The sequence below is a fragment of the Streptomyces diacarni genome (genome assembly GCF_003323715.1).
In the GTDB taxonomy this organism is placed as follows: Bacteria; Actinomycetota; Actinomycetes; order Streptomycetales; family Streptomycetaceae; genus Streptomyces; species Streptomyces diacarni.
This window is the reverse complement of record NZ_QOIN01000028.1, coordinates 148,487-167,688: the sequence shown is the minus strand read 5'-3', so window position 1 is coordinate 167,688 and position 19,202 is coordinate 148,487. Positions and strand designations below refer to the sequence as shown.

General features: G+C 72.7%; 18 protein-coding genes. 5 read left to right on the top strand and 13 right to left on the bottom strand.

The genetic code is table 11. The features are described 5' to 3' along the window. Positions 1–69 precede the first annotated feature (69 nt). The gene (locus DTL70_RS04110; protein WP_114020442.1) at positions 70–2,097 is read right to left on the bottom strand and encodes a beta-galactosidase; all 2,028 of its coding nucleotides are present in this window, start codon (positions 2,095–2,097) and stop codon (positions 70–72) included. Between the two features lie 209 nt (positions 2,098–2,306). On the opposite strand from DTL70_RS04110, the gene DTL70_RS04105 reads away from it, so the two are divergent. Next, entirely contained in the window at positions 2,307–3,047 is a 741-nt protein-coding gene (locus tag DTL70_RS04105) for a FadR/GntR family transcriptional regulator (RefSeq protein ID WP_114020441.1), read from the top strand. Between the two features lie 37 nt (positions 3,048–3,084). On the opposite strand, the gene eno is transcribed toward DTL70_RS04105, so the two are convergent. Next, positions 3,085–4,386, bottom strand: coding sequence for a phosphopyruvate hydratase (eno, locus tag DTL70_RS04100; RefSeq protein ID WP_114020440.1), 1,302 nt, complete (start codon positions 4,384–4,386; stop codon positions 3,085–3,087). Between the two features lie 179 nt (positions 4,387–4,565). Here eno and DTL70_RS04095 point away from each other — a divergent pair, with 179 nt between their 5' ends. Continuing rightward, a complete protein-coding gene (locus tag DTL70_RS04095) occupies positions 4,566–4,988 on the top strand; it encodes a MarR family winged helix-turn-helix transcriptional regulator (RefSeq protein WP_114020439.1) in 423 nt (140 codons plus the stop codon). 65 nt (positions 4,989–5,053) lie between these two features. On the opposite strand, the gene DTL70_RS04090 is transcribed toward DTL70_RS04095, so the two are convergent. From DTL70_RS04090 to DTL70_RS04075, 4 genes are all read right to left on the bottom strand, one after another. After that, on the bottom strand, positions 5,054–5,596 hold the full coding sequence (locus tag DTL70_RS04090) for a DapH/DapD/GlmU-related protein (RefSeq protein WP_114020438.1): 543 nt from the start codon (positions 5,594–5,596) through the stop codon (positions 5,054–5,056). After that, positions 5,586–6,575, bottom strand: coding sequence for a LysR family transcriptional regulator (locus DTL70_RS04085; protein WP_114020437.1), 990 nt, complete (start codon positions 6,573–6,575; stop codon positions 5,586–5,588). Before DTL70_RS04085 ends, DTL70_RS04090 begins: the two co-directional genes overlap by 11 nt. A gap of 162 nt (positions 6,576–6,737) precedes the next feature. Further along, entirely contained in the window at positions 6,738–7,439 is a 702-nt protein-coding gene (locus DTL70_RS04080; protein ID WP_114020436.1) for a haloacid dehalogenase type II, read from the bottom strand. Between the two features lie 73 nt (positions 7,440–7,512). Beyond that, on the bottom strand, positions 7,513–8,478 hold the full coding sequence (locus DTL70_RS04075) for a SigB/SigF/SigG family RNA polymerase sigma factor (protein WP_114020435.1): 966 nt from the start codon (positions 8,476–8,478) through the stop codon (positions 7,513–7,515). Positions 8,479–8,822: 344 nt separating this feature from the next. Here DTL70_RS04075 and DTL70_RS04070 point away from each other — a divergent pair, with 344 nt between their 5' ends. Then, positions 8,823–9,503, top strand: a complete 681-nt coding sequence (locus DTL70_RS04070) for a VOC family protein (protein ID WP_245978988.1) — start codon at positions 8,823–8,825, stop codon at positions 9,501–9,503. 92 nt (positions 9,504–9,595) lie between these two features. Here DTL70_RS04070 and DTL70_RS04065 read toward each other — a convergent pair whose 3' ends face one another. Continuing rightward, a complete protein-coding gene (locus DTL70_RS04065) occupies positions 9,596–9,829 on the bottom strand; it encodes a DUF6480 family protein (protein WP_114020433.1) in 234 nt (77 codons plus the stop codon). 199 nt (positions 9,830–10,028) lie between these two features. Here DTL70_RS04065 and DTL70_RS04060 point away from each other — a divergent pair, with 199 nt between their 5' ends. Continuing rightward, the gene (locus DTL70_RS04060; protein ID WP_114020432.1) at positions 10,029–10,799 is read left to right on the top strand and encodes an IclR family transcriptional regulator; all 771 of its coding nucleotides are present in this window, start codon (positions 10,029–10,031) and stop codon (positions 10,797–10,799) included. Continuing rightward, positions 10,799–11,644 carry an SMP-30/gluconolactonase/LRE family protein gene (locus DTL70_RS04055; RefSeq protein WP_114020431.1) on the top strand — a complete coding sequence of 282 codons (846 nt, stop codon included), beginning with the start codon at positions 10,799–10,801 and terminating at the stop codon, positions 11,642–11,644. The genes DTL70_RS04060 and DTL70_RS04055 overlap by 1 nt, the downstream gene beginning before the upstream one ends. 181 nt (positions 11,645–11,825) lie before the next feature. Here DTL70_RS04055 and mmsB read toward each other — a convergent pair whose 3' ends face one another. From mmsB to DTL70_RS04025, 6 genes are all read right to left on the bottom strand, one after another. Further along, entirely contained in the window at positions 11,826–13,061 is a 1,236-nt protein-coding gene (gene mmsB / locus DTL70_RS04050; RefSeq protein WP_181860770.1) for a multiple monosaccharide ABC transporter permease, read from the bottom strand. Positions 13,062–13,069: 8 nt separating this feature from the next. Beyond that, the gene (mmsA, locus tag DTL70_RS04045) at positions 13,070–14,662 is read right to left on the bottom strand and encodes a multiple monosaccharide ABC transporter ATP-binding protein (protein ID WP_425470311.1); all 1,593 of its coding nucleotides are present in this window, start codon (positions 14,660–14,662) and stop codon (positions 13,070–13,072) included. After that, a complete protein-coding gene (gene chvE / locus DTL70_RS04040; RefSeq protein ID WP_114020430.1) occupies positions 14,659–15,777 on the bottom strand; it encodes a multiple monosaccharide ABC transporter substrate-binding protein in 1,119 nt (372 codons plus the stop codon). The genes mmsA and chvE overlap by 4 nt, the downstream gene beginning before the upstream one ends. 2 nt (positions 15,778–15,779) lie before the next feature. After that, on the bottom strand, positions 15,780–16,790 hold the full coding sequence (locus DTL70_RS04035; RefSeq protein WP_114020429.1) for a hypothetical protein: 1,011 nt from the start codon (positions 16,788–16,790) through the stop codon (positions 15,780–15,782). A 69-nt stretch (positions 16,791–16,859) separates the two neighbouring features. Continuing rightward, positions 16,860–17,873 carry a zinc-dependent alcohol dehydrogenase gene (locus DTL70_RS04030; RefSeq protein WP_114020428.1) on the bottom strand — a complete coding sequence of 338 codons (1,014 nt, stop codon included), beginning with the start codon at positions 17,871–17,873 and terminating at the stop codon, positions 16,860–16,862. Then, the gene (locus DTL70_RS04025; RefSeq protein WP_114020427.1) at positions 17,870–19,036 is read right to left on the bottom strand and encodes a mandelate racemase/muconate lactonizing enzyme family protein; all 1,167 of its coding nucleotides are present in this window, start codon (positions 19,034–19,036) and stop codon (positions 17,870–17,872) included. The genes DTL70_RS04030 and DTL70_RS04025 overlap by 4 nt, the downstream gene beginning before the upstream one ends. Positions 19,037–19,202: the final 166 nt, after the last annotated feature.

Here is a 19,202-nt window from a genome sequence, read left to right as displayed (position 1 = left end):
GTCCAATGCCGTACATGCCGTACATGCGTCCATGCACCACGTGCCGTCCATGCCGTACGCGCAGGCGGTTCAGTCCGCCCGCTGGAGCACCGCCACGCCCCGCGGCGGCAGCGTGCGGCAGCCGGCGGGCTCCGAGCCGGGGGCCAGCAGGTCACGCGCCGGGTACGGGAGGGGCACGGTGACCGTTTCCGCGCCGTGGTTGAGCAGGAAGAGGAAGCGGCCGCCCTCGCCCTCGCGGACGGTCGCCTGCACCCCGGCGGGCAGCCCCGCGAGGACGGGCGCCACGCCGGCCGCCTCCCGCACCCGGTCCATCAGCGTGCGCATCAGCTCAGGATCGGGGCGGGTCGCCGCATACCAGGCGACGCCGTCGCCGAAAGCGTGCCGGGTCAGGGCGGGCCGCCCCGCGAGCTCGCCGTCGCCGAAGACGGCGAGCGCCCGGGCCCCTTCGAGGTCGACGGCCTCCGACCACAGGTCCGCCGCGCCGTTCAGCTCGCCGTGCAGCGGCACGCGCCCGTCCTGCGGCAGCGGCCAGAACTCCTCCACCCGCAGCCCGAGCACCTGGCACAGCGGCGCGGGGTAGCCGCCCAGGTGGATATGGTCGTCCTCGTCCGCGATGCCGGAGAAGTACGACACGAGCAGGTGGCCGCCCTCCCGTACGTACGCGGTCAGCTTCTCGGCGGTCGCCTCGCTCATCAGATAGAGGTCGGGCACGACGACGAGCCGGTAGCCGGACAGGTCGCTCGCGGGCGGCACGATGTCGCAGGGCACCCCGGCGTCGAACAGCGGCGCGTAGTGGCGCAGCAGCGCCTCGCGGTGGCTGAGGGCCGAGGAGGGGTGGGAGCCCTGTTCCATGGCCCACCAGCTGTTCCAGTCGGCCAGCAGCGCCACCTCGGGCGCGCTGCGGGCCCCCGCGAGCTGCGGGAGGGCTGCCAGCTCCCTGCCCAGCGCCGCCACCTCGCGGAAGATCCGGGTGTCGGGTCCGGCGTGCGGCACCACGGCCGAGTGGAACTTCTCGGCGCCGCCGGGAGACTGGCGCCACTGGAAGTAGAGCACCGCGTCCGCGCCCTGGGCGACGGCCTGCCAGCTCCACAGCCGCATCGCGCCGGGCGGCTTGGGGCTGTTGCGCTCCCGCCAGTTGACGGCACTGGGCGCCTGCTCCATCAGCATCCAAGGACGGCCCGCTCCCGCGCAGCGCACGACGTCGAAGGCGGCGGCCGCGTCCACGTGGGTGCGCGGATCGTAGGGCTCCTGGTAGTGGTCGAGCGCCGCCACGTCCTCGTGCGGGGCCCAGCGGTAGGGGTCGACCGGCTTGTGGTGCGGCATGTGGTTGGTGGTGACGGGCACCTGCGGGGTGACGCGGCGCAGCACCGCCTTCTCCGCGAGGTAGCAGCCCAGCAGCGCGTCGTCGCTGAAGCGCCAGTAGTCCAGCTGCTGGGTGGGGTTGGGGTGGGTGGGCGTGGCACGGGGCGGCATGACCTGGTCGAAGGAGCCGTAGGCCTGCGCCCAGAAGGTGGTCGACCAGGCCGCGTTGAGGGCTTCGACGGTGCCGTAGCGCTCGCGCAGCCAGCGGCGGAAGTCGGCGGCCGAGACGTCGCAGTAACAGACGGGGTTGGAGCAGCCGTACTCGTTGCCGATGTGCCACATCGCCAGCGCGGGGTGCGCGGCGTAGCGGGTGGCGAGCGCTTCGACGAGGCGCACGGCGTGCTCGCGGTAGACCGGGCTGGAGGGGCAGTAGTGCTGCCGGGACCCGGGCCACTTGCGTACGCCGTCAGCCGTGACGGGCAGGATCTCCGGGTGCCGTTCGCTCAGCCAGGGCGGCGGTGAGGCGGTCATGGTGGCCAGGCAGACGGCGATCCCCGCCTCGGCCAGGTCGTCCATGACGCGGTCGAACCAGGTGAAGTCGTAGCTGCCGGGGCGGGTCTCGACCAGCCCCCAGGAGAAGATGCCGGCCGTGACCATGGTGACCCCGGCCTCCTTCATCAGCCGGATGTCCTCGGCCCTGACCTCTTCGGGCCAGTGCTCGGGGTTGTAGTCGGCGCCGAAGTGGAGGCGGGCCGGGGTGAAGGGGACGCGGGGAGTGGTGTCGGCTGCCGTCATGTGCGCTGCCTCTCGGACGAGTCGAGTGACGGGGACCGTGATGACGCCGCACGCTACAAGAATTCGTTAATTAGGAATAGTTGTTGACGCGGTACTTTTCAGCGACCAGGCTCGGTGTCGCGCGGCGGAACCCGTGCGAGGCGGGAGCGGACACGTGGAGCGCGGGACAGGACCCGTGCGAGGCGGGAGCGGAGAGGACGGGAGGCCCCATGCCGGGCTACGCACGCCGGGGGGTGCACGGCCAGACCGTGGAGGCGCTGGCGCACCGGGTACTCAGTGGCGCCCTCGGCGAGGGCGCCACCCTCGACCTGGCGGCGCTCCAGGAGGAGTTGGGGGTCAGCCTCACCGCACTGCGCGAGTCGCTCAAGGTGCTGGCGGCCAAGGGCATGGTCGACGCGCGGCAGCGGCGCGGCACCTTCGTGCGCCCGCGCGCCGACTGGAACCTGCTGGACGCGGACGTCCTGCGCTGGCAGTTCCAGTCCGCCGACACCGCCGCGTCCCGGGCCGCGCCACCGCTGCTGCACGACCTGGACGAGGTGCGCGGCATCGTCGAGCCCGCGGCGGTACGGCTCGCCGCCGAGCGCCGCACCACGGCGGACCTCACCGCACTGGAGGCGGCACTGCGGGACATGGGCGAGGCCCCCGACGGCGCGCCGGGCGCCGTCGAGGCCGACCTCGCCTTCCACCGCGCGCTGCTGGCCGCCTCCCACAACGAGCTGCTGGAGCGGATGGAAATGGTGATCGCCACCGCCCGGGCGGCCCGCGACCGCCTCGTCCACGGCCCGGGCCACCACCCCGGCGACCCGGTCCCCAGCCATCGCGCCGTCCTCGACGCGATACGGGACCAGGACGGCGAGGCCGCCGAGGCCGCGATGCGCGCGCTCCTCACCCAGGCCGCCCGCGACGTGGCACTGCTGCGCGAGAGCGCACCCGAAGGCCGGGGCCGCTGACGGACCCGTGTCCGGGGCCCGGCGGCACGGCGGTGGGTCAGGGGCGGCGCAGTACCGCTCCGCCCGCGTACCGTGCGGACTCCCCCAGCTCCTCCTCGATCCTGATGAGCTGGTTGTACTTGGCCGTACGGTCGGACCGGGACAGCGAGCCGGTCTTGATCTGGCCGCAGCCCGTCGCGACCGCCAGGTCCGCGATGGTGGTGTCCTCCGTCTCGCCGGAGCGGTGCGACATCACGACGGTCCAGCCGGCGCGGTGGGCGGTGGCGACCGTGGCGAGCGCCTCGGTCAGGGTGCCGATCTGGTTGACCTTGACCAGGACGGAGTTCCCGACGCCGGTGCGGATGCCCTCGCGCAGCAGTTTCTCGTCGGTGCAGAAGACGTCGTCGCCGGTGAGCTGGCAGCGGTCGCCGACGCGGGCGGTCAGCTCGCGCCAGCCGTCCAGGTCGTCCTCGGCCATCGGGTCCTCGACGGAGACGACGGGGTACGCGTCGATCAGCTCGGCCAGGTGTGCGGCGTGCTCGGAGGGGGTGCGGCGGACACCCTCGCCCGCGTACACGTACACGCCGTCGCGGAAGAATTCCGAGGAGGCGGGATCCATGACCAGCCCGATGTCCTCGCCCGGCCGGTAGCCGGTGCGCTCGATGGCGCGCACGACGAAATCGAGGGCCTCTCGCGCGGTGCGCAGCGCGGGCGCGAAACCGCCCTCGTCGCCGACGCCGGTGGCGTGCCCGGCCGCGCGCAGGTCGCGCCGGAGCGTGTGGAAGACCTCGGAGCCCATGCGGACGGCTTCCGCGAAGGTCCCGGCGCCCACCGGCGCGATCATGAACTCCTGGAAGTCCAGCGGGTTGTCGGCGTGCGCTCCCCCGTTGACGATGTTCATCATCGGCAGCGGGAGGAGCCGGGCGTCGACGCCGCCGAGGTAGCGGTGGAGGGGCAGGCGGTGGGCCCCCGCGGCGGCCTTGGCGGCGGCGAGGGAGACGCCGAGGAGCGCGTTGGCGCCGAGGCGGGACTTGTCCGCCGTACCGTCGAGCGCGGCGAGTGCCGCGTCGAGGCCCGCCTGGTCGTCGGCGTCGCGCCCCACGACCACGGACGCGATCTCACCGCTCACGTGGCCGACCGCGCGGTCGACACCCTTGCCGTGCCAGCGCCCGGGGTCCCCGTCGCGCAACTCCACGGCTTCCCGTGCACCGGTCGAGGCGCCGGACGGGACCGCGGCGCGGCCCAGCGACCCGTCCGCGAGGAGGACGTCGGTCTCGACGGTGGGGTTGCCGCGGCTGTCGAGAACCGCGCGGGCGGTGACGGACTGGATGACGGTGGACGCGACTGTCTGGGAAACCATGAAAGGTCCTTCGCGTTGACGCACGCCGCGGCCCTGCTGCGACAGCGCTGGCGCGTGCCGCGACACCGGCGACTCTACAGCAAAGCTGTACAGCCAAGCTGTTCACCTCACCTGTTCAGTTGGGCTGTCGGAACGGGGCGTGCGGCCGCGCCGCCGACCACCGCGGTTAAGGTGCTCCAATGCCCACCCCGGAACCCGCCGCCGTCGCCGCCGAACTGCGTACCGCGATGGGCAAGCTCACGCGGCGCGTGAAGCACGAGGACCGGATCCCGCACGGCCAGGTCTCGGTACTCGGCACCCTCGACCGCGACGGGTCCATGACCACCAGCGATCTCGCGGCGGACCAGCGCGTACGGCCCCAGTCCATGGCCAGGGCCGTCGGACTGCTCCTGGAACAGGGCCTGGTCGTCCGCCGGGCGCACCCCACGGACGGCCGCAAGACCCTGGTCGAGCTCTCCCCCGCGGGACGGGCCGCTCTCGACGCGGAGCGCGGGCGCAGAGCGGGCTGGCTGGCGCAGGCCATCGAGAGCGAGCTCACCGGCGAGGAGCGGGAGGCGCTGGCGCGCGGCGCCGCCCTGATGGAACGGCTCGCCGCACGCTAGGACTCGGCTCCCTCCAGGAACCGGCTCGCGCCCCGGGACCCGGCTCGCACGCCAGGGCCCGGCTCTCACCAGCGCCTGTGCACGCTCGCCTTGCCGCCGGTCACCAGGCTCGCCGCCGGTACGTCGTCGGCCACGACCGCACCGGCGGCAACCACGGCGTCGCGGCCGATACTGACGCCGGGCAGGATCGTGGCGCCGGCGCCGATCCACACGTTCTCCGCCACGTCGATGGGCCCGCCGCTCAGCCACCCCCGCCGCTCCTGCGGGTCGACCGGGTGCCCGACGGTGATGAACGTGGCCTTGGGCCCGATCATCACGCGCTCACCGAGCCGGATGCCGGCGTAGTCCAGGAACGTGCAGTTCTGGTTGATGAACACGCGCTCGGCGAGGTCGAGGCGCAGGCCGTGGTCCGTGAAGAACGGCGGGTAGATCGTCACCCCGGCCGGGAGCGGCGATCCGAGGATCCGCTCGAACAGGTCCGCCTTGCCCGCGTCGTCCTCGAACGGCAGGACGTTGAGGCGGGAGGTGAGTTCGGTGGCCCGCAGGACCCTCTCGGCCATGGCGCGGAACTCGGCGCTGTGGATGCGCATGAGACGGTCACCTGACACGTTCGGCCCCTTCCGGTGCGGTGGTGACGGCGCGGGGCCCGCCGAGCCCGGGCGACGTCGCCCAGGACGGGCGCCAGACCTCCCCGGGGAGCGCCGGCAGGCTCGTAAGGTGCGTGAGGAGCCCGCGGAGCCCCGGGTGGGGGTTCGTCTCGGGCAGCAGCAGCGAGAGCGGGTACGCCCAAGTGGGGTGCACGACAGGGATGCGGCGCAGGTCGTGGCCCACCGGCCAGACGTACCGGTCGCGTGCCCCGACGAGCGTGGCCACGTCCGGGGAGTCCGCGAGGGTGTCGAGGAGCACCTCGTCCCCGAAGTGCGGGCCTGCCGCGTCGATGCGCAGGTCGAAGTCCGTGGTCAGCTGGTCGTAGAACTCCGCCCACTCGCTGCGCGGCGCGATGCCCGGCACCCATATCCGGTGCTTGCGCAGCCGCGGCGGCGTGAGGGTCCGCGCGGCGGCGAGCGGGTGTCCGGGGCCGACGAGGAGTTCCAGCGGCGAGTCGAAGGCGGGGATCATGCGCACGCCTGGCGGCAGCGCGGCCCGATCGGTGACGGTGCGGAACGAGGCGTCGACGTCGCCCGCCGCGACGGCGGCGGCCGCCACCCGCGGGTCGTTGACCCGGAGAGTCACCACGTCGAGGTCGGCTTCCGGATGCGAGCGCCAGTAGTCGTGCAGCACGACGGCCTGCGCGCTGCGCAGGCCGAGGACATCGACCCGCAGCGCCCGGAAACCCGGCCGCACGGCGGTGACGGCTCGCTCGACACCCGCGACGACTCCCCGCGCGTGCGGCAGGAACGCCTGCCCGTCGAGCGTCAGCTCGACCCCGCGGGCGGTACGCGTGAACAGCCGGACCTCCAGCTCGCGCTCCAGGGCGGCGATCCTCTTGGAGACCGCCTGCTGGGTCACGCCCAGCTCGCCGGCCGCCTGTTGCAACTGTCCGAGCTCGGCAGCCCGGACGAACGAACGCAGTGCCTCGGTGTCCACCCGCGCATCCTAGAGCCGCACAACCGATGGTTGTTTCCCACGAGCAACCGGTTGTGCGACCACACCGCACAGGCTGGAGCGCGCCCTCGCCCCTCACGAGTCGGACGGGCGAGGCGTCGGCTCACCGCGCGCCGGGGGCGGTTCGCCTCCGGGCGGGGCCGCTCACCGCGTGCCAGCCGTGGGAAGCCCCAACAGGCCCTCGGCCACCTGGTCGAGGTCCTCGCCCACCACGTCGGGTTCGGCGAACATCGCGCTGTGCCGTCCCTCCAGGCGGGCGCACCAGCCGCTGAGGAGGCCCGCGCGGTTGGCGCCGTGGCAGTCCCAGGCGTGCACCGCCACCAGCGCGGTGGCCGCGGGCGGAGCCCCCACACGCTCCGCCGCCGCCCGGTAGACCTCGGGGGCCGGCTTCCAGGCGCCCGCCTCGGCCGCGGTGACGACCTGCTCGACATGCGGCGCGAGCCCGTTGTGCTCCAGGAAGGCGCGGGTGACCTCGGCGTCGCCGACCGTCAGCGCGCCCACCCGCACCCCCGCCTCGCGCAGCCGGCGCAGCGCGGGCAGCGCGTCGGGGTGGGCCGGCAACCGGGGGAGGCCGCTCAGCACGTGCTCGATCTCCGCCTCGGAGACCGACTGGCCGCTTTCCACTCGGAGGGCCTGGTGGGCGGCGTCGAGGAACGTCGAGGAGCAAGCCACCTCGCCGCTGAGCGTCAGCGCCATGCAGTCACGCTGGACGCGCAGGAACCACGGCTGGAGCGCGGCCGCGGGCTGCCCGATCTCCTCGAACCGGTCGCCGAGCGGCTCCAGCCGCATCAGCGTCTCCAGCACGTCGAAGACGACGGCCTGCGGGCGTCGGGGGGCGGTGCGCATACGGGTCTCCTCCCGTCCGGTAGGGGCCGGCCGCCGGTACGGGTACCCCGCGAGGCCCCGCGTCCCGGGCCTGTCAGGCCGCGGCGCGGGGCGGGTCGACGGCCTCTTCCCGCTCGATCTCCTCGCGGACGCGGCGGCACGCCGCGGTCAGCAGGCGCGAGACGTGCATCTGCGAGACGCCGAGGCGGCGGGCGATCTGGGACTGGGTGAGTTCCCCGAAGAAGCGCAGGTACAGGAGGCGCTGCTCGCGCTCGGGCAGCCGGCACAGGCAGGAGCGCACCGCTTCGCGGTCGACGACGTGGTCGTAGCCGCTCTCGTCGGAGCTGAGGGTGTCCATGAGGCAGATGGCCCCGTCGCCGGCGGCGTCACCGCCCCCGGCGGCCTCCGCGGAGACGGGGGCGTCGAGGGAGAGCGAGTTGAAGCACTGGAGGGCTTCCATGCCGGCCAGGGTGTCTTCTTCCGAGAGCCCGGCGTGGGCGGCGAGCTCGGCCACGGTGGGCGAGCGCCCCGAGCTGGTCAGCTCCAGTTCGCGCAGGCTGGCGCGTACCCGGTTGCGCAGGTCCTGGACGCGTCGGGGGACGTGGATCTCCCACATGTTGTCGCGGAAGTGCCGTTTGAGTTCGCCGTAGATGGTGGGGATGGCGAAGGTCTCGAAGGCGTTGCCCCTGGCGGGGTCGTACCGCTCGACGGATTTGACCAGGGCCAGCGCCGCGACCTGTTCGAGGTCTTCGAGCGACTCGCCGCGGTTGCGGAACTTGCGGGCGAGCCGGTGCGCCATCGGCAGCCAGGCGGTGACCACGCAGTCCTGGAGCCGCCGGCGTTCGGGCCCGTCGGGCAGGTGGACGAGTTCGGCGAAGTCGGCTGCCGTGTCGGGGGCGTCGTGATGGGTACGCAGGGGTGCAGGGGACGCGGCGGTATCGACAGCGGTCCTCGACCGCGTGGTGGCTGCCTCGGCGCCGTCCGTCCCCTGTCTCTCCCGGGACGGCTCCTGGGCCGACGTGGTGCGGTCCTCGGTGGTGCGGAACCGTGTGGTGTCCATGAGCTGCTCACTCCCACGTCTCACATGGGTGCTGTGCAAGAGGGGCGAGAAGCGATCCCCCAGTCCGCTTCCGGACAGGATCAGGGCCGGTCGCCGCAGCATCAGCAGCGGCCCATTTCACCGTGACACACACCACGCCGCGCGGCATCTTCGCAGGTCGCGCCCGCTTGCGGTGGGTAGCCGGCAAACCCACGCACGGTGAGCGAGGAGGGCCACGCGGCAGGCGTTTGTCCGCGGCGCGGCAGGGCACCCGGCCGCCTCGCGGCGGCCGCTTCGGCCGCCGCCGTGTGGGGCGAGAAGGCCGGGAGGACGAGATGAACGAGCGATCAGGAACCGCCTGCTGGGTGAGTGTGACCACGGACGACCGGCACGCCACCGAGGAGTTCTACGGCGCGGTGCTCGGCTGGTCGTTCGAGGGCGGCTCGCTGGCTCCCGAGGCGCGTGTGGCGACCGCGGCCGGGCAGCCGGTCGCGGGACTGAACGAGGCCGCCGCGGCGCGCGGCCTGCCCGCGCGCTGGACGGTCTTCTTCCTGGTCGAGGACGCGGACAGGGCCGCGGAGCTGATGAGCGAGCGAGGCGGCACGGTGGCCGTCGGCCCCGTCGACTTCGGCAACGGCCGCACGGTCCTCGGCTCGGACCCGTGCGGCGCCGCGTTCGGGCTGTGGCAGGGCTTGGCGCCGCCGGAGTGGAGCGTGGGTGCCGGTGAGGCTCCCGCGGAACTGTGCCTGCGCACTGCTGACCCGGGCACCGCGCTGGACTTCTACAGCGCGGTGCTGGGCTGGCCGCGGGAGCCGGAGCGGTGGCCGCACGCCTGTCTGCGGGCCGGCGCCAGCCCCGGTGATCCCGACCCGAGTGCCCGCCCGCGCTGGGTCGTCACCTTCCGCGCCGCGGATCCGGGCGAGGCGGCGGCAGCGGCGAAGCGCCACGGCGGCACGGTCCTCGCGCCGTCCGAGGACGTCGAAGGGGCGAGCCGGATCACGCTGAGCGACCCCCACGGCGCCCTGTGCACCCTCGCCCGCCCCTAGAAACCTCTCGTCTGGAAGCCCCTCGTCTCGGGCTCGCAACGGGTTCCGCCCGCCACCTGCGGCTGCGGCTGCGGCTGCGGCTGCGGCTGCGGCTATAGGCCCACGAGGTAGCCGATGAAGAAGACGAGGAAGACGACGACCACGAGTGCGATCAGCACGAGCGGTCCTTTGCTCCAGCCCTTGGTCGGGTTGTGGGTCTCCAGTGGACCCGCCTCGGACATGCTCCCTTCCGCCGGCGGGGTCTCCCCTGGCGGTACCTGTCCACCGCGCTCCAGTCCAGGGGTGCGGTCCGGGTCGGGATCGGGATCCTGGTTGGCGTGCCTCATGCCCTCCGGGTGGACCGCGGGGCGGCTTCGTACACCTCCGGGTGCGCGGTATACGGGTGCGCTCCCCGGCGCGCGGGGTCCGGCCGCCCGGGCCCCGCCACGCGCCCTGTGCCGCGCCGTCGCGCTCGCTACACTGTTCGGGACTTCGACTCGGTGTTGAAATCTCGAACAGAGCGAACAGGACGAACAGGAGACCTCCATGGGGCGGCTCGTGCCCGCTGTGACCCGGGCGCTGGATATTCTCGAGCTGTTCTTGGAGGGGGACGGCACGCTCACCGCTCCGGACATCGTGCGCAGGCTGCAACTGCCGCGCACCACCGTCCACGAGCTGGTCGCCACGCTCACCGCCCGCTCCTACCTGGTGCCGGTGCCCGGCAGGCCGGGCCACTACCGGCTCGGGGTGCGCCCCTACCAGCTCGGCAGCCGGTACGCCGAACAGCTCGACCTGGCGGCCGAGGGCCAGCAGGTCGCCCGGTCGGTGGCGCAGACCTGCGAGGAGACCGTGCACGTGGCGATCCTGGAGGGCGCAGACGTCATCTACATCGCCAAGGTGGACTCCACCCAGGCCGTGCGGATGGTCTCGGCCGCGGGGCGCCGGCTGCCCGCGCACTGCACCGCAGTCGGCAAGATGCTGCTGGCGTGCCTGACGCCCGACGCACTGGCCGCGCGTGTCCCCGAGGGCGGGCAGCTGCACGGCATGACACCGCACAGCGTCACCGACCCGGCCGTGCTCCGCGCCGAGTTGGGGCGTATCGCCGAGCGCGGCACGGCGGTGGAGGAGAGCGAGTCCAATCCGGACGTCAGCTGTGTGGCCGCGCCGGTACGGGATCGCTCCGGACGGGTGGTGGCCGCGCTGTCGGTGTCCGTACCGTTGGTCAGGTGGAGCGCCGAACGCCGCGCCGAGCTGGAGGAGTTGGCCAGGAGCGGCGCCGCGCGACTGTCCGAACGGCTGGGACACAGGGGGCTGTGATGGGTGTGGCGACGGTGCTGCGGGCCCGCGCGGAGCTGGGCGAGGGACCTACCTGGGACGCGGCGAGGGGACGTCTGCTCTGGGTCGACATCCTCGGTGCCCGCGTCCACACCTACGACCCCGCCGACGGCCGGCGCACCGTACTGGCGACGGAGGCACACGTGGGCGCCGCCAAACCGCGCGCGGGCGGCGGGCTGGTCGTCAACCTGCGGGACGGGATCGGCGCGTACGACACCGAGGGGCGTTTCACCTGGCTGCTGCACGACCCGGTCGCCGGGCGGCGCGGCAACGACGCCGCCGTCGGCCCGGACGGCGCACTGTGGGCGGGCACGATGCGCTACGACGAGAAGCCGGGCGGTGGCACCCTGGTGCGGCTCGCCGGGGACGGCACGGCGACCACCGTCCTGGCGGACGTCGCCGTCTCCAACGGGACCGGCTGGAGCCCCGACGGCACGCGTATGTACCACGTGGACAGCCCGACCCGCCGCGTCGACGTGTGGGACGTGCGCGAGGACGGGCTGGTGACGGGGCGCCGCCCGCTGGCGGTGGTCGAGGAGGGCGCGGGTTTCCCCGACGGGCTGGCCGTCGACGCGGACGGGTGTGTGTGGGTGGCGCTGTGGGACGGCGCGGCCGTGCGGCGCTACGCGCCGGACGGGACGCTGGAGAGGGTCGTCGAGCTGCCCGTCCGGCGGCCCACCGCGTGCGCGTTCGGCGGGGCCGGCCTCACCGACCTCTACGTCACCTCGGCCCGCGCCGGGTTGGTCTCCCCCTCGCCGCTGGACGGCTCGCTCTTCGTCCTGCCGGAGGCGGGTCGGGGTCTGCCCCAACCCCCCTTCGCGGGCTGAGGTCCGCGGCGGCTTCCCCGATCCCGCCCCTTCCCGAGACGGGGGGCTCCTCCCCGGACGCCGTCCCGGACCCCACCCGGCCCCCCGTTGTGTCGCTTCGCTCGTCCTCAAGCGCCTGGGGCACCTCCCGGCTGAAGGCGCCGGGCGGGCCGGAAATCGGCCCGCCCGGCGCTTGAGGGCATCAGCGTCCTGCCTTGCGCTTGTTCCAGACGTCGAAGCCGACCGCGGCGAGCAGCACCAGGCCCTTGATGACCTGCTGGTAGTCGGTGCCGATGCCGACCAGCGACATGCCGTTGTTGAGCACGCCCAGCACGAGTCCGCCGATGACGGCGCCCATCACCGTGCCGACGCCGCCGCTCATGGACGCGCCGCCGATGAAGGAGGCCGCGATGGCCTCCAGTTCGAAGTTGAGGCCCGCCTGCGGGGTGCCGGCGTTGAGCCGGGCCGCGTAGACGCATCCGGCGAGCGCGGCGAGGACACCCATGTTGACGAACACGAGGAAGGTGACGCGCTGGTCCTTGACGCCGGACAGCTTCGCCGCGGCCTTGTTGCCGCCGAGCGCGTACACGTGCCGGCCGATCACGGCGTTGCGCATCACGTAGCCGAGGCCGATCAGCAGCGCGCCCATGACCAGCATGACGACGGGCACGCCGTGGAAGCTGGCGAGCGTCAGGGTGAAGGCGATGACGGCGGCGGCGAGGGCCACGCACTTGCCGACCCACAGCCCCGTCGGCAGCACCTCGAGTTCGTACGCCACCTGGCGTTTGCGGTCGCGGAGTTCGCGCAGTAGGAGCAGGACGAGGGCGACCAGTCCGATCACCAGTGTCGGGTTGTGGTACTGGGTGTAGGGGCCCATTTCGGGGATGAAGCCCTTGGCGAGGTTCTGGAAGCCGCCGGGGAACGGGGACAGGGAGCGGCCTTCCAGCACGATCTGCGTCAGGCCGCGGAAGAGCAGCATGCCGGCGAGGGTCACGATGAAGGACGGGATGCCGACGTAGGCGATGAAGAAGCCCTGCCAGGCGCCGGCGACCGCGCCGATCAGCAGCGAGAGCGCGAGGGCGAGCCCCCAGGGCATGCCGCCCTTGACCATCATCACCGCCGCCATGGCGCCGACGAAGGCCACCAGTGAGCCGACGGACAGGTCGATGTGCCCGGCGATGATGACGATCATCATGCCCATGGCCAGGATGAGGATGTAGCCGTTCTGCTGGATCAGGTTGGAGACGTTGTTGGGCAGCAGCAGCGTGCCGTCGGTCCAGATCTGGAACAGCACGACGATGAGCAGCAGCGCCGTGAGCATCCCGTACTGGCGCATGTGGCCGCGCATGTTCTCCATCAGCACCGCGCCGGCCGAGCGGGCGGCGGACGGCTGCTGGGGCGGTGTGTCGGAGTGCGGGGAGCGGGTGGTGGTCGTCATGGCGGGCCTCAGTCTCTGTTCCGGGCGCCGGCGGCGGGCTGCTGACGGGTCATGTGGCGCATGAGGACTTCCTGGCCGGCGTCGGCCCGCGCGATCTCGGCGGTCAGCCGGCCTTCCGCCATGGTGTAGATGCGGTCGCACATGCCCAGCAGTTCGGGCAGTTCGGAGGAGATGAACAGCACGGCCTTCCCCTGGGCTGCGAGAGCGTCGATGACGGTGTAGATCTCGTACTTGGCGCCCACGTCGATGCCCCGGGTCGGCTCGTCCAGGATCAGCACGTCGGGGTCGGCGTGTATCCACTTGCTGAGCACGACCTTCTGCTGGTTGCCGCCGGACAGCCGGCCGGTCTGCTCGTGCACGGTGGGCGCCTTGATGTTCATGGAGTCGCGGTAGCGCTCGGCGACGGAGCGCTCGTGGTGCTCGTCGACGACGCCGCGCCTGACCATGACGGGCAGGGACGCCAGCGAGATGTTGCGGTTGATGGTGTCGATCAGGTTGAGGCCGTAGCGCTTGCGGTCCTCGGTGACGTAGGCGAGACCCGCCTCGATCGCCGCAGGCACGGTCTTCGCCCGTACCTGGCGGCCCGCGACCCGCAGGGTGCCCGCCTCGTACAGGCCGTAGGAGCGGCCGAAGACGGACATGGCCAGCTCGGTGCGTCCTGCGCCCATCAGCCCCGCGATGCCGACGATCTCGCCGCGCCGTACGGTCAGCGACGCGTCGTCGACGACCTTGCGCTGGTGGTCGACTGGGTGGCGCACCGTCCACCCCTCGATCTCCAGCGCGGTGGCGTGGTCGCCCTCGTAGGGGGTGCGGTCGGGGAAGCGGTGGTCGAGGTCGCGGCCGACCATGCCGCGGATGATGCGGTCCTCGGACAACTCGGCGGGCTGCTGGGGGTGTTCCCGCACGGTCAGGGTCTCGATGGTGCGGCCGTCGCGCAGGATGGTGACGGTGTCGGCGATGTGGCGTATCTCGCCCAGCTTGTGCGAGATGACGATGCTGGCGATGCCCTGGTCGCGCAGTTCCAGGATGAGCTGGAGGAGGCTCGCGCTGTCCTCGTCGTTGAGCGCGGCGGTCGGCTCGTCCAGGATCAGCAGCTTCACCTCCTTGGACAGCGCTTTGGCGATCTCCACCAGCTGCTGTTTGCCCACGCCGATGTCGGCGACGGCCGTCTGCGGGTTCTCGCGCAGTCCGACGCGCCCAAGCAGCCGGGTGGCCCGCTGGAGCGTGGCGTTCCAGTCCACGACACCGCGCCTGCCGGTGCGCTGCTCGTTGCCCAGGAAGATGTTCTCCGCGATGGACAGGAAGGGCACGAGGGCGAGTTCCTGGTGGATGATGACGATGCCGCGGGCCTCGCTGGCGCGGATGTCCTTGAAGGCGACCAGCTCGCCGAACAGGCGGATCTCCCCGTCGTAGCTGCCGTGCGGGTGGACGCCGCTGAGCACCTTCATGAGCGTCGACTTGCCCGCGCCGTTCTCGCCGCAGACCGCGTGGATCTCGCCGGGGCGCACGGTCAGGTTGACGTCGCTGAGCGCGGTGACTCCGGGGAAGGTCTTGGTGATGCCCCGCATTTCCAGGACGGGGCCCGTGCCGGCGGGGCTCACCGCAGCTGCTCCTTGGTGAAGTAGCCCTCGTCGACGAGTAGCTGGGTGTTCTTCTTGTCGACGGAGACGGGTTTGAGGAGGTAGGCGGGGACGATCTTCTTCCCGTTGTCGTAGTCGGTGGTGTTGTTGACCTCGGGCTTCTTTCCGGTGAGGACGGCGTCGCTCATCTGGACGGCCTGCTTGGCCAGCTTGCGGGTGTCCTTGAAGACGGTCTGGGTCTGCTCGCCGGCCACGATGGACTTCACGGAGGCCAGTTCGGCGTCCTGCCCGGTGACGACGGGCAGCGGATGGCGCTTGGTGCCGTAGCCCGCGCTCTTGAGCGCGGAGATGATGCCGATGGAGATGCCGTCGTAGGGGGAGAGCACCGCGTCCACGTCGGTGCTGCCGTAGTTCTTGCTGAGCAGGTCGTCCATGCGTTTTTGCGCCGTGCCGCCGTCCCAGCGCAGGGTGGTGGCCTGGTTCATCTTCGTCTGCTTGCTGCGCACCACCAACTGGCCCGTCTTGAAGTACGGCTTCAGCTTCTTCATGGCGCCGTTCCAGAAGTACTTGGTGTTGTTGTCGTCGGGCGACCCGGCGAACAGCTCGATGGTGTGGCGCTCGTCGGCGTCGGCGTCGGGCTTCTTCAGGCCCAGGCGGTCGAGGATGTACTGGCCCTGGAGTTCACCGACGCGCTCGTTGTCGAAGGAGGCGTAGTAGTCGACGTTCTCGGTGCCCAGGATGAGCCGGTCGTAGGAGATGACGGGGATGTGGGCCTCGGCGGCCCGCGTCAGGACGTGGGTGAGGGCCGAGCCGTCGATGGCGGCGACGACCAGCAGCCGGTGCCCCTTGGTGATCATGTTCTCGAGCTGGGCGACCTGGTTCTCGACCTTGTCGTCGCCGTACTGGAGGTCGGCCTTGTACCCGGCCTTGCGGAACTGCTCGGCCATGTTCTTGCCGTCGGCTATCCACCGCTCGGAGGACTTGGTGGGCATGGCGATGCCGACGGTGCCGCCCTTGCCCTTGTCGGGTTGGTAGCGGCTGCCGCCGCGGGCCTCTTGGCCGCAGGAGGTCAGTCCGGCGACGAGTGCGGCGGCCAGCACCGCACAAGCGGCGACGCGGCGTCTGCGGGTGCGCATGGTCAGTTCCCCTCCAAAGACTCGGCGTGCGCGGTGCGCCGGCCGGGCCGGGATCGCTCCGCGTCGTGCGGGAAGCGGTGCAGGTCGCCCGGCAGCCGGGCCCCGAGCGGCGACATACCGCCGTCGGCGCCGTGCCGGGCCAGCAGGTCGAGGGCGAGCCGGCCGCGGCGGACCCGCTCGCGCGCCGTCTGGAGCACCGTCTCGCGCAGATGCCGCCCCGACGGGTAGATGCCGGGCGCCTTGGCGAGACCGAACTTCAGGTAGAGCGGTGCGCCGCGCCGGATCAGCTCGGCCAGCTCGTACATCCGCACGTAGCCGCCGAGGTCGTCGGGCGCCTCGATGTACAGGTCCAGCGGGGCCGCGCTCACCCGGCGGATCTCCGTGAGGTGGCCCGGGGTCAGGTCGCTGGGCACGTTGAGCGAGTCGGCACCCAGCCGCTCGTGGACGGCGTACGAGGCGGGGTTGACCGGGCCGACCAGCGCCGAGACCTTCAGTGTCACCTCGGCGGGCAGCACACCGGTGGCGCGGGCGCGGTGCAGCGTCCACAGCACGCCCTCGTCGGCCACCAGCAGGCAGCGCACCCCCAGTTCGGTGGCGCGCACGGCGTCCTCGACGCAGCCGGCGAGCGCGCTGTGCCCGCGCGCCCGCAGCCCGGCGCCGCCGGATTCGGTGCGGGTGGCGGCACCCGTGTCCCAGGTACCGCGCGGCCCGGTGAACAGGCACAGCTCGATCCGGTGCGCGGCGCACGCCTCGACCATCTCGGTGATCTCCGCGTCGGTGAGCATCCAGATGCCGCTGCCCTGGCTGATGCGGTGCAGCGGCACGTCGAGGCGTGCGGACTCCTCCAGGACGACGGCCAGCGCCTCGGGCCCCTCGCAGGAGGGCACCTCGGTGCGCCACAGGCCCCCGTCGGGGAAGGCGTGCGGGGAGGTGTCGGCGGGTTCGGGCTCGGGCGCGGGCAGCCCGAGCGCGGTGAGGGCGGGTTCGCCGGGATGGCGGACGGTGGTGCTCACACGGGCTCCTTCGAGGAGGCGGAAGTGGCGGGGGCGTTCGGCGGCTTCCGTGGGGTGTTCAGAGGGTGTTCAGGGGTGCAGCAGGACCTTGCCGACCGAGGGAGCGCCGTCGCCGGCGAGGGCGACGGCCTTCTCGTAGTCGCGCAGGGGCATCCTGTGGGTGACCAGCGGCAGCGGGTCGAGCAGCCCGCAGGCGAAGGTGCGCACGGCGTGCGCCCAGGCGGCGGGCGGCGCCCCGAAGACGGTGTGCACCTCGGTCTGCGCGAGGACGAGCGCGGCCGGATCGAGCCCGGGGCCCGCCGCGGGTGGCAGGCCGGTCAGCACGAGCCGGCCGCCGCGCCGCAGCAGCCCGGCCGCCTGCCGTGCGGACCCGGCGGCGCCCGCCGCCTCGACGACGACGTCGTAGCCGCCGAGGCCGTCGGTCTCCTGGTGGTGCCGGTAGCCGGTGGCGCCGAACGCGGTGGCGAGCGCGGCGCGTTCGGGCCGTGCTCCGGTCAGCAGCAGCTCGGCGGGCGATCCTGCCGCCAGCAGCCCCAGCGCCAGCATGCCGAGCGTGCCGTCCCCCACGACGGCCACCCGGTCGCCGGGACGCACCCCGGCGCGCAGCGCGGCGGCGGCCACGCACGCGGCCGGCTCCAGCAGCGCGGCCGCGTCCAGATCCGCCTCGTCCGGCAGCGGGTGCAGCAGCCGTGCGGGCAGCGTGAGGGTGGGGGCCATGGCCCCCGGCTCGGTGAAGCCCGTCTCGGCGTACCCGGCCGCGCACAGCGTGGTCTCGCCGGTGCGGCAGCGCGCGCACACCTGGCAGTTGCGAAACCCCTCCCCCACCACCTTGCGGCCCGCCAGCGCCTCGGGCACCCCCGCGCCGACCTCGGCGACGATGCCCGACCACTCGTGCCCCGGTGTGACGGGGTAGCGGGCGTACGGTGCGGGGCGGCTGCCCAGGTACAGCTCGCGGTCGCTGCCGCAGATCCCGGCCGCGCGCACCCGCACCAGGGCCTCGCCAGGGCCCGGCGGGCGCGGTGTGTGCGGGGTGAGGCGGACGGTGCCCGGCGCGTCGAGGACGACGGCGGCGTCCCCGCTCACCTGGTGCCGCCGGTGGGGTTCCGCGTCTCCCAGCCCTCGGCCCACAGGTCGAAGTGGGCCCGCTGCTGCGGGAAGGCGGCCGCCGCCTCGACGTCCAACTCGACGCCGAGTCCGGGGGCGTGGCTCAGGGCGAAGCAGCCGGTCTCGGGATCGACCCGGGGCGCGCCCTTGACGACCTGCTGGATCTCGGCGTCGGCGAAGTCGTTGAAGTGTTCCAGGATCTTGAAGTTGGGGGTGGCGAAGCCGACCTGGAGGCTGGCGGCGGTCAGCACCGGGCCGCCGACGTTGTGCGGGGCCAGCAGCATGTAGTGGGTCTCGGCGGTGGCGGCCAGCTTGCGGGTCTCGGCGATGCCGCCGAGGTGGCCCAGGTCGGGCTGGAGGATGTCGGCGGCCTGGCTCTCGAACAGTTCGCGGAACTCGATCCGGTCGTGGATGCGCTCGCCGGTGGCCACCGGTGTCTCGACCTTCTCGGCGACCTTGGCCAGCGCCTTGAGGTTCTCCGGCGGCACCGGCTCCTCCAGCCACGCGGGCCGGAACGGCGCCATCTCGCGGGCCAGCCGCACGGCGGTGGCGGGGGCGAAGCGTCCGTGCATCTCCAGCATCAGCTCGGCCTCGGGCCCGATGGCGTCCCTGACCGCCTCGATGAGCGAGACGGCGTAGCGCGTGTCCTGGTGGGAGAGTTCGAGGTGTCCGGTGCCGAACGGGTCGATCTTCAGGGCGCGGTAGCCGCGGGCCATGACGTCCTTGGCGGCGCGGTGGTAGGCCTCGGGGGTGCGTTCGGTGGTGTACCAGCCGTTGGCGTACGCCTTCACGCTGTCGGTGACGTTGCCGCCCAGCAGCTGCCAGACGGGCACGCCCAGTGCCTTGCCCTTGATGTCCCAGCAGGCCGTCTCGACGCAGGCGATGCCGGACATCACGATCTCGCCGGCCCGCCCGAAGTCCCCGTACTTCATGCGGCGCACCAGGTCCTCGGTGCGGAACGGGTCGGAGCCCGCGATGTGGTTGGCCTCGGCCTCGCGCAGATAGCCGAGCAGCGCGTCGGTGTGGCCCAGCATCCGGGTCTCGCCGACGCCGGTGAGCCCCTCGTCGGTGTGGACCTGGACGTACGTCAGGTTCCGCCACGGGGTGCCGACCACATGGGTGCTGATGCCGGTGATACGCACGAGAGCCGCTCCCTGTCACTCGCTGCCGCACCGAGGTCGCGGCGCCGACGTGTTCGATATTTCGTCAGTCGTTCGAAATCGCGAGGGTGACAGTAGGGAGGGGGTCACGGGGTGTCAATGGCGGGGACGTGCATCCGTGTTCGGATGTGTGCGTTCTTTCCGCCGG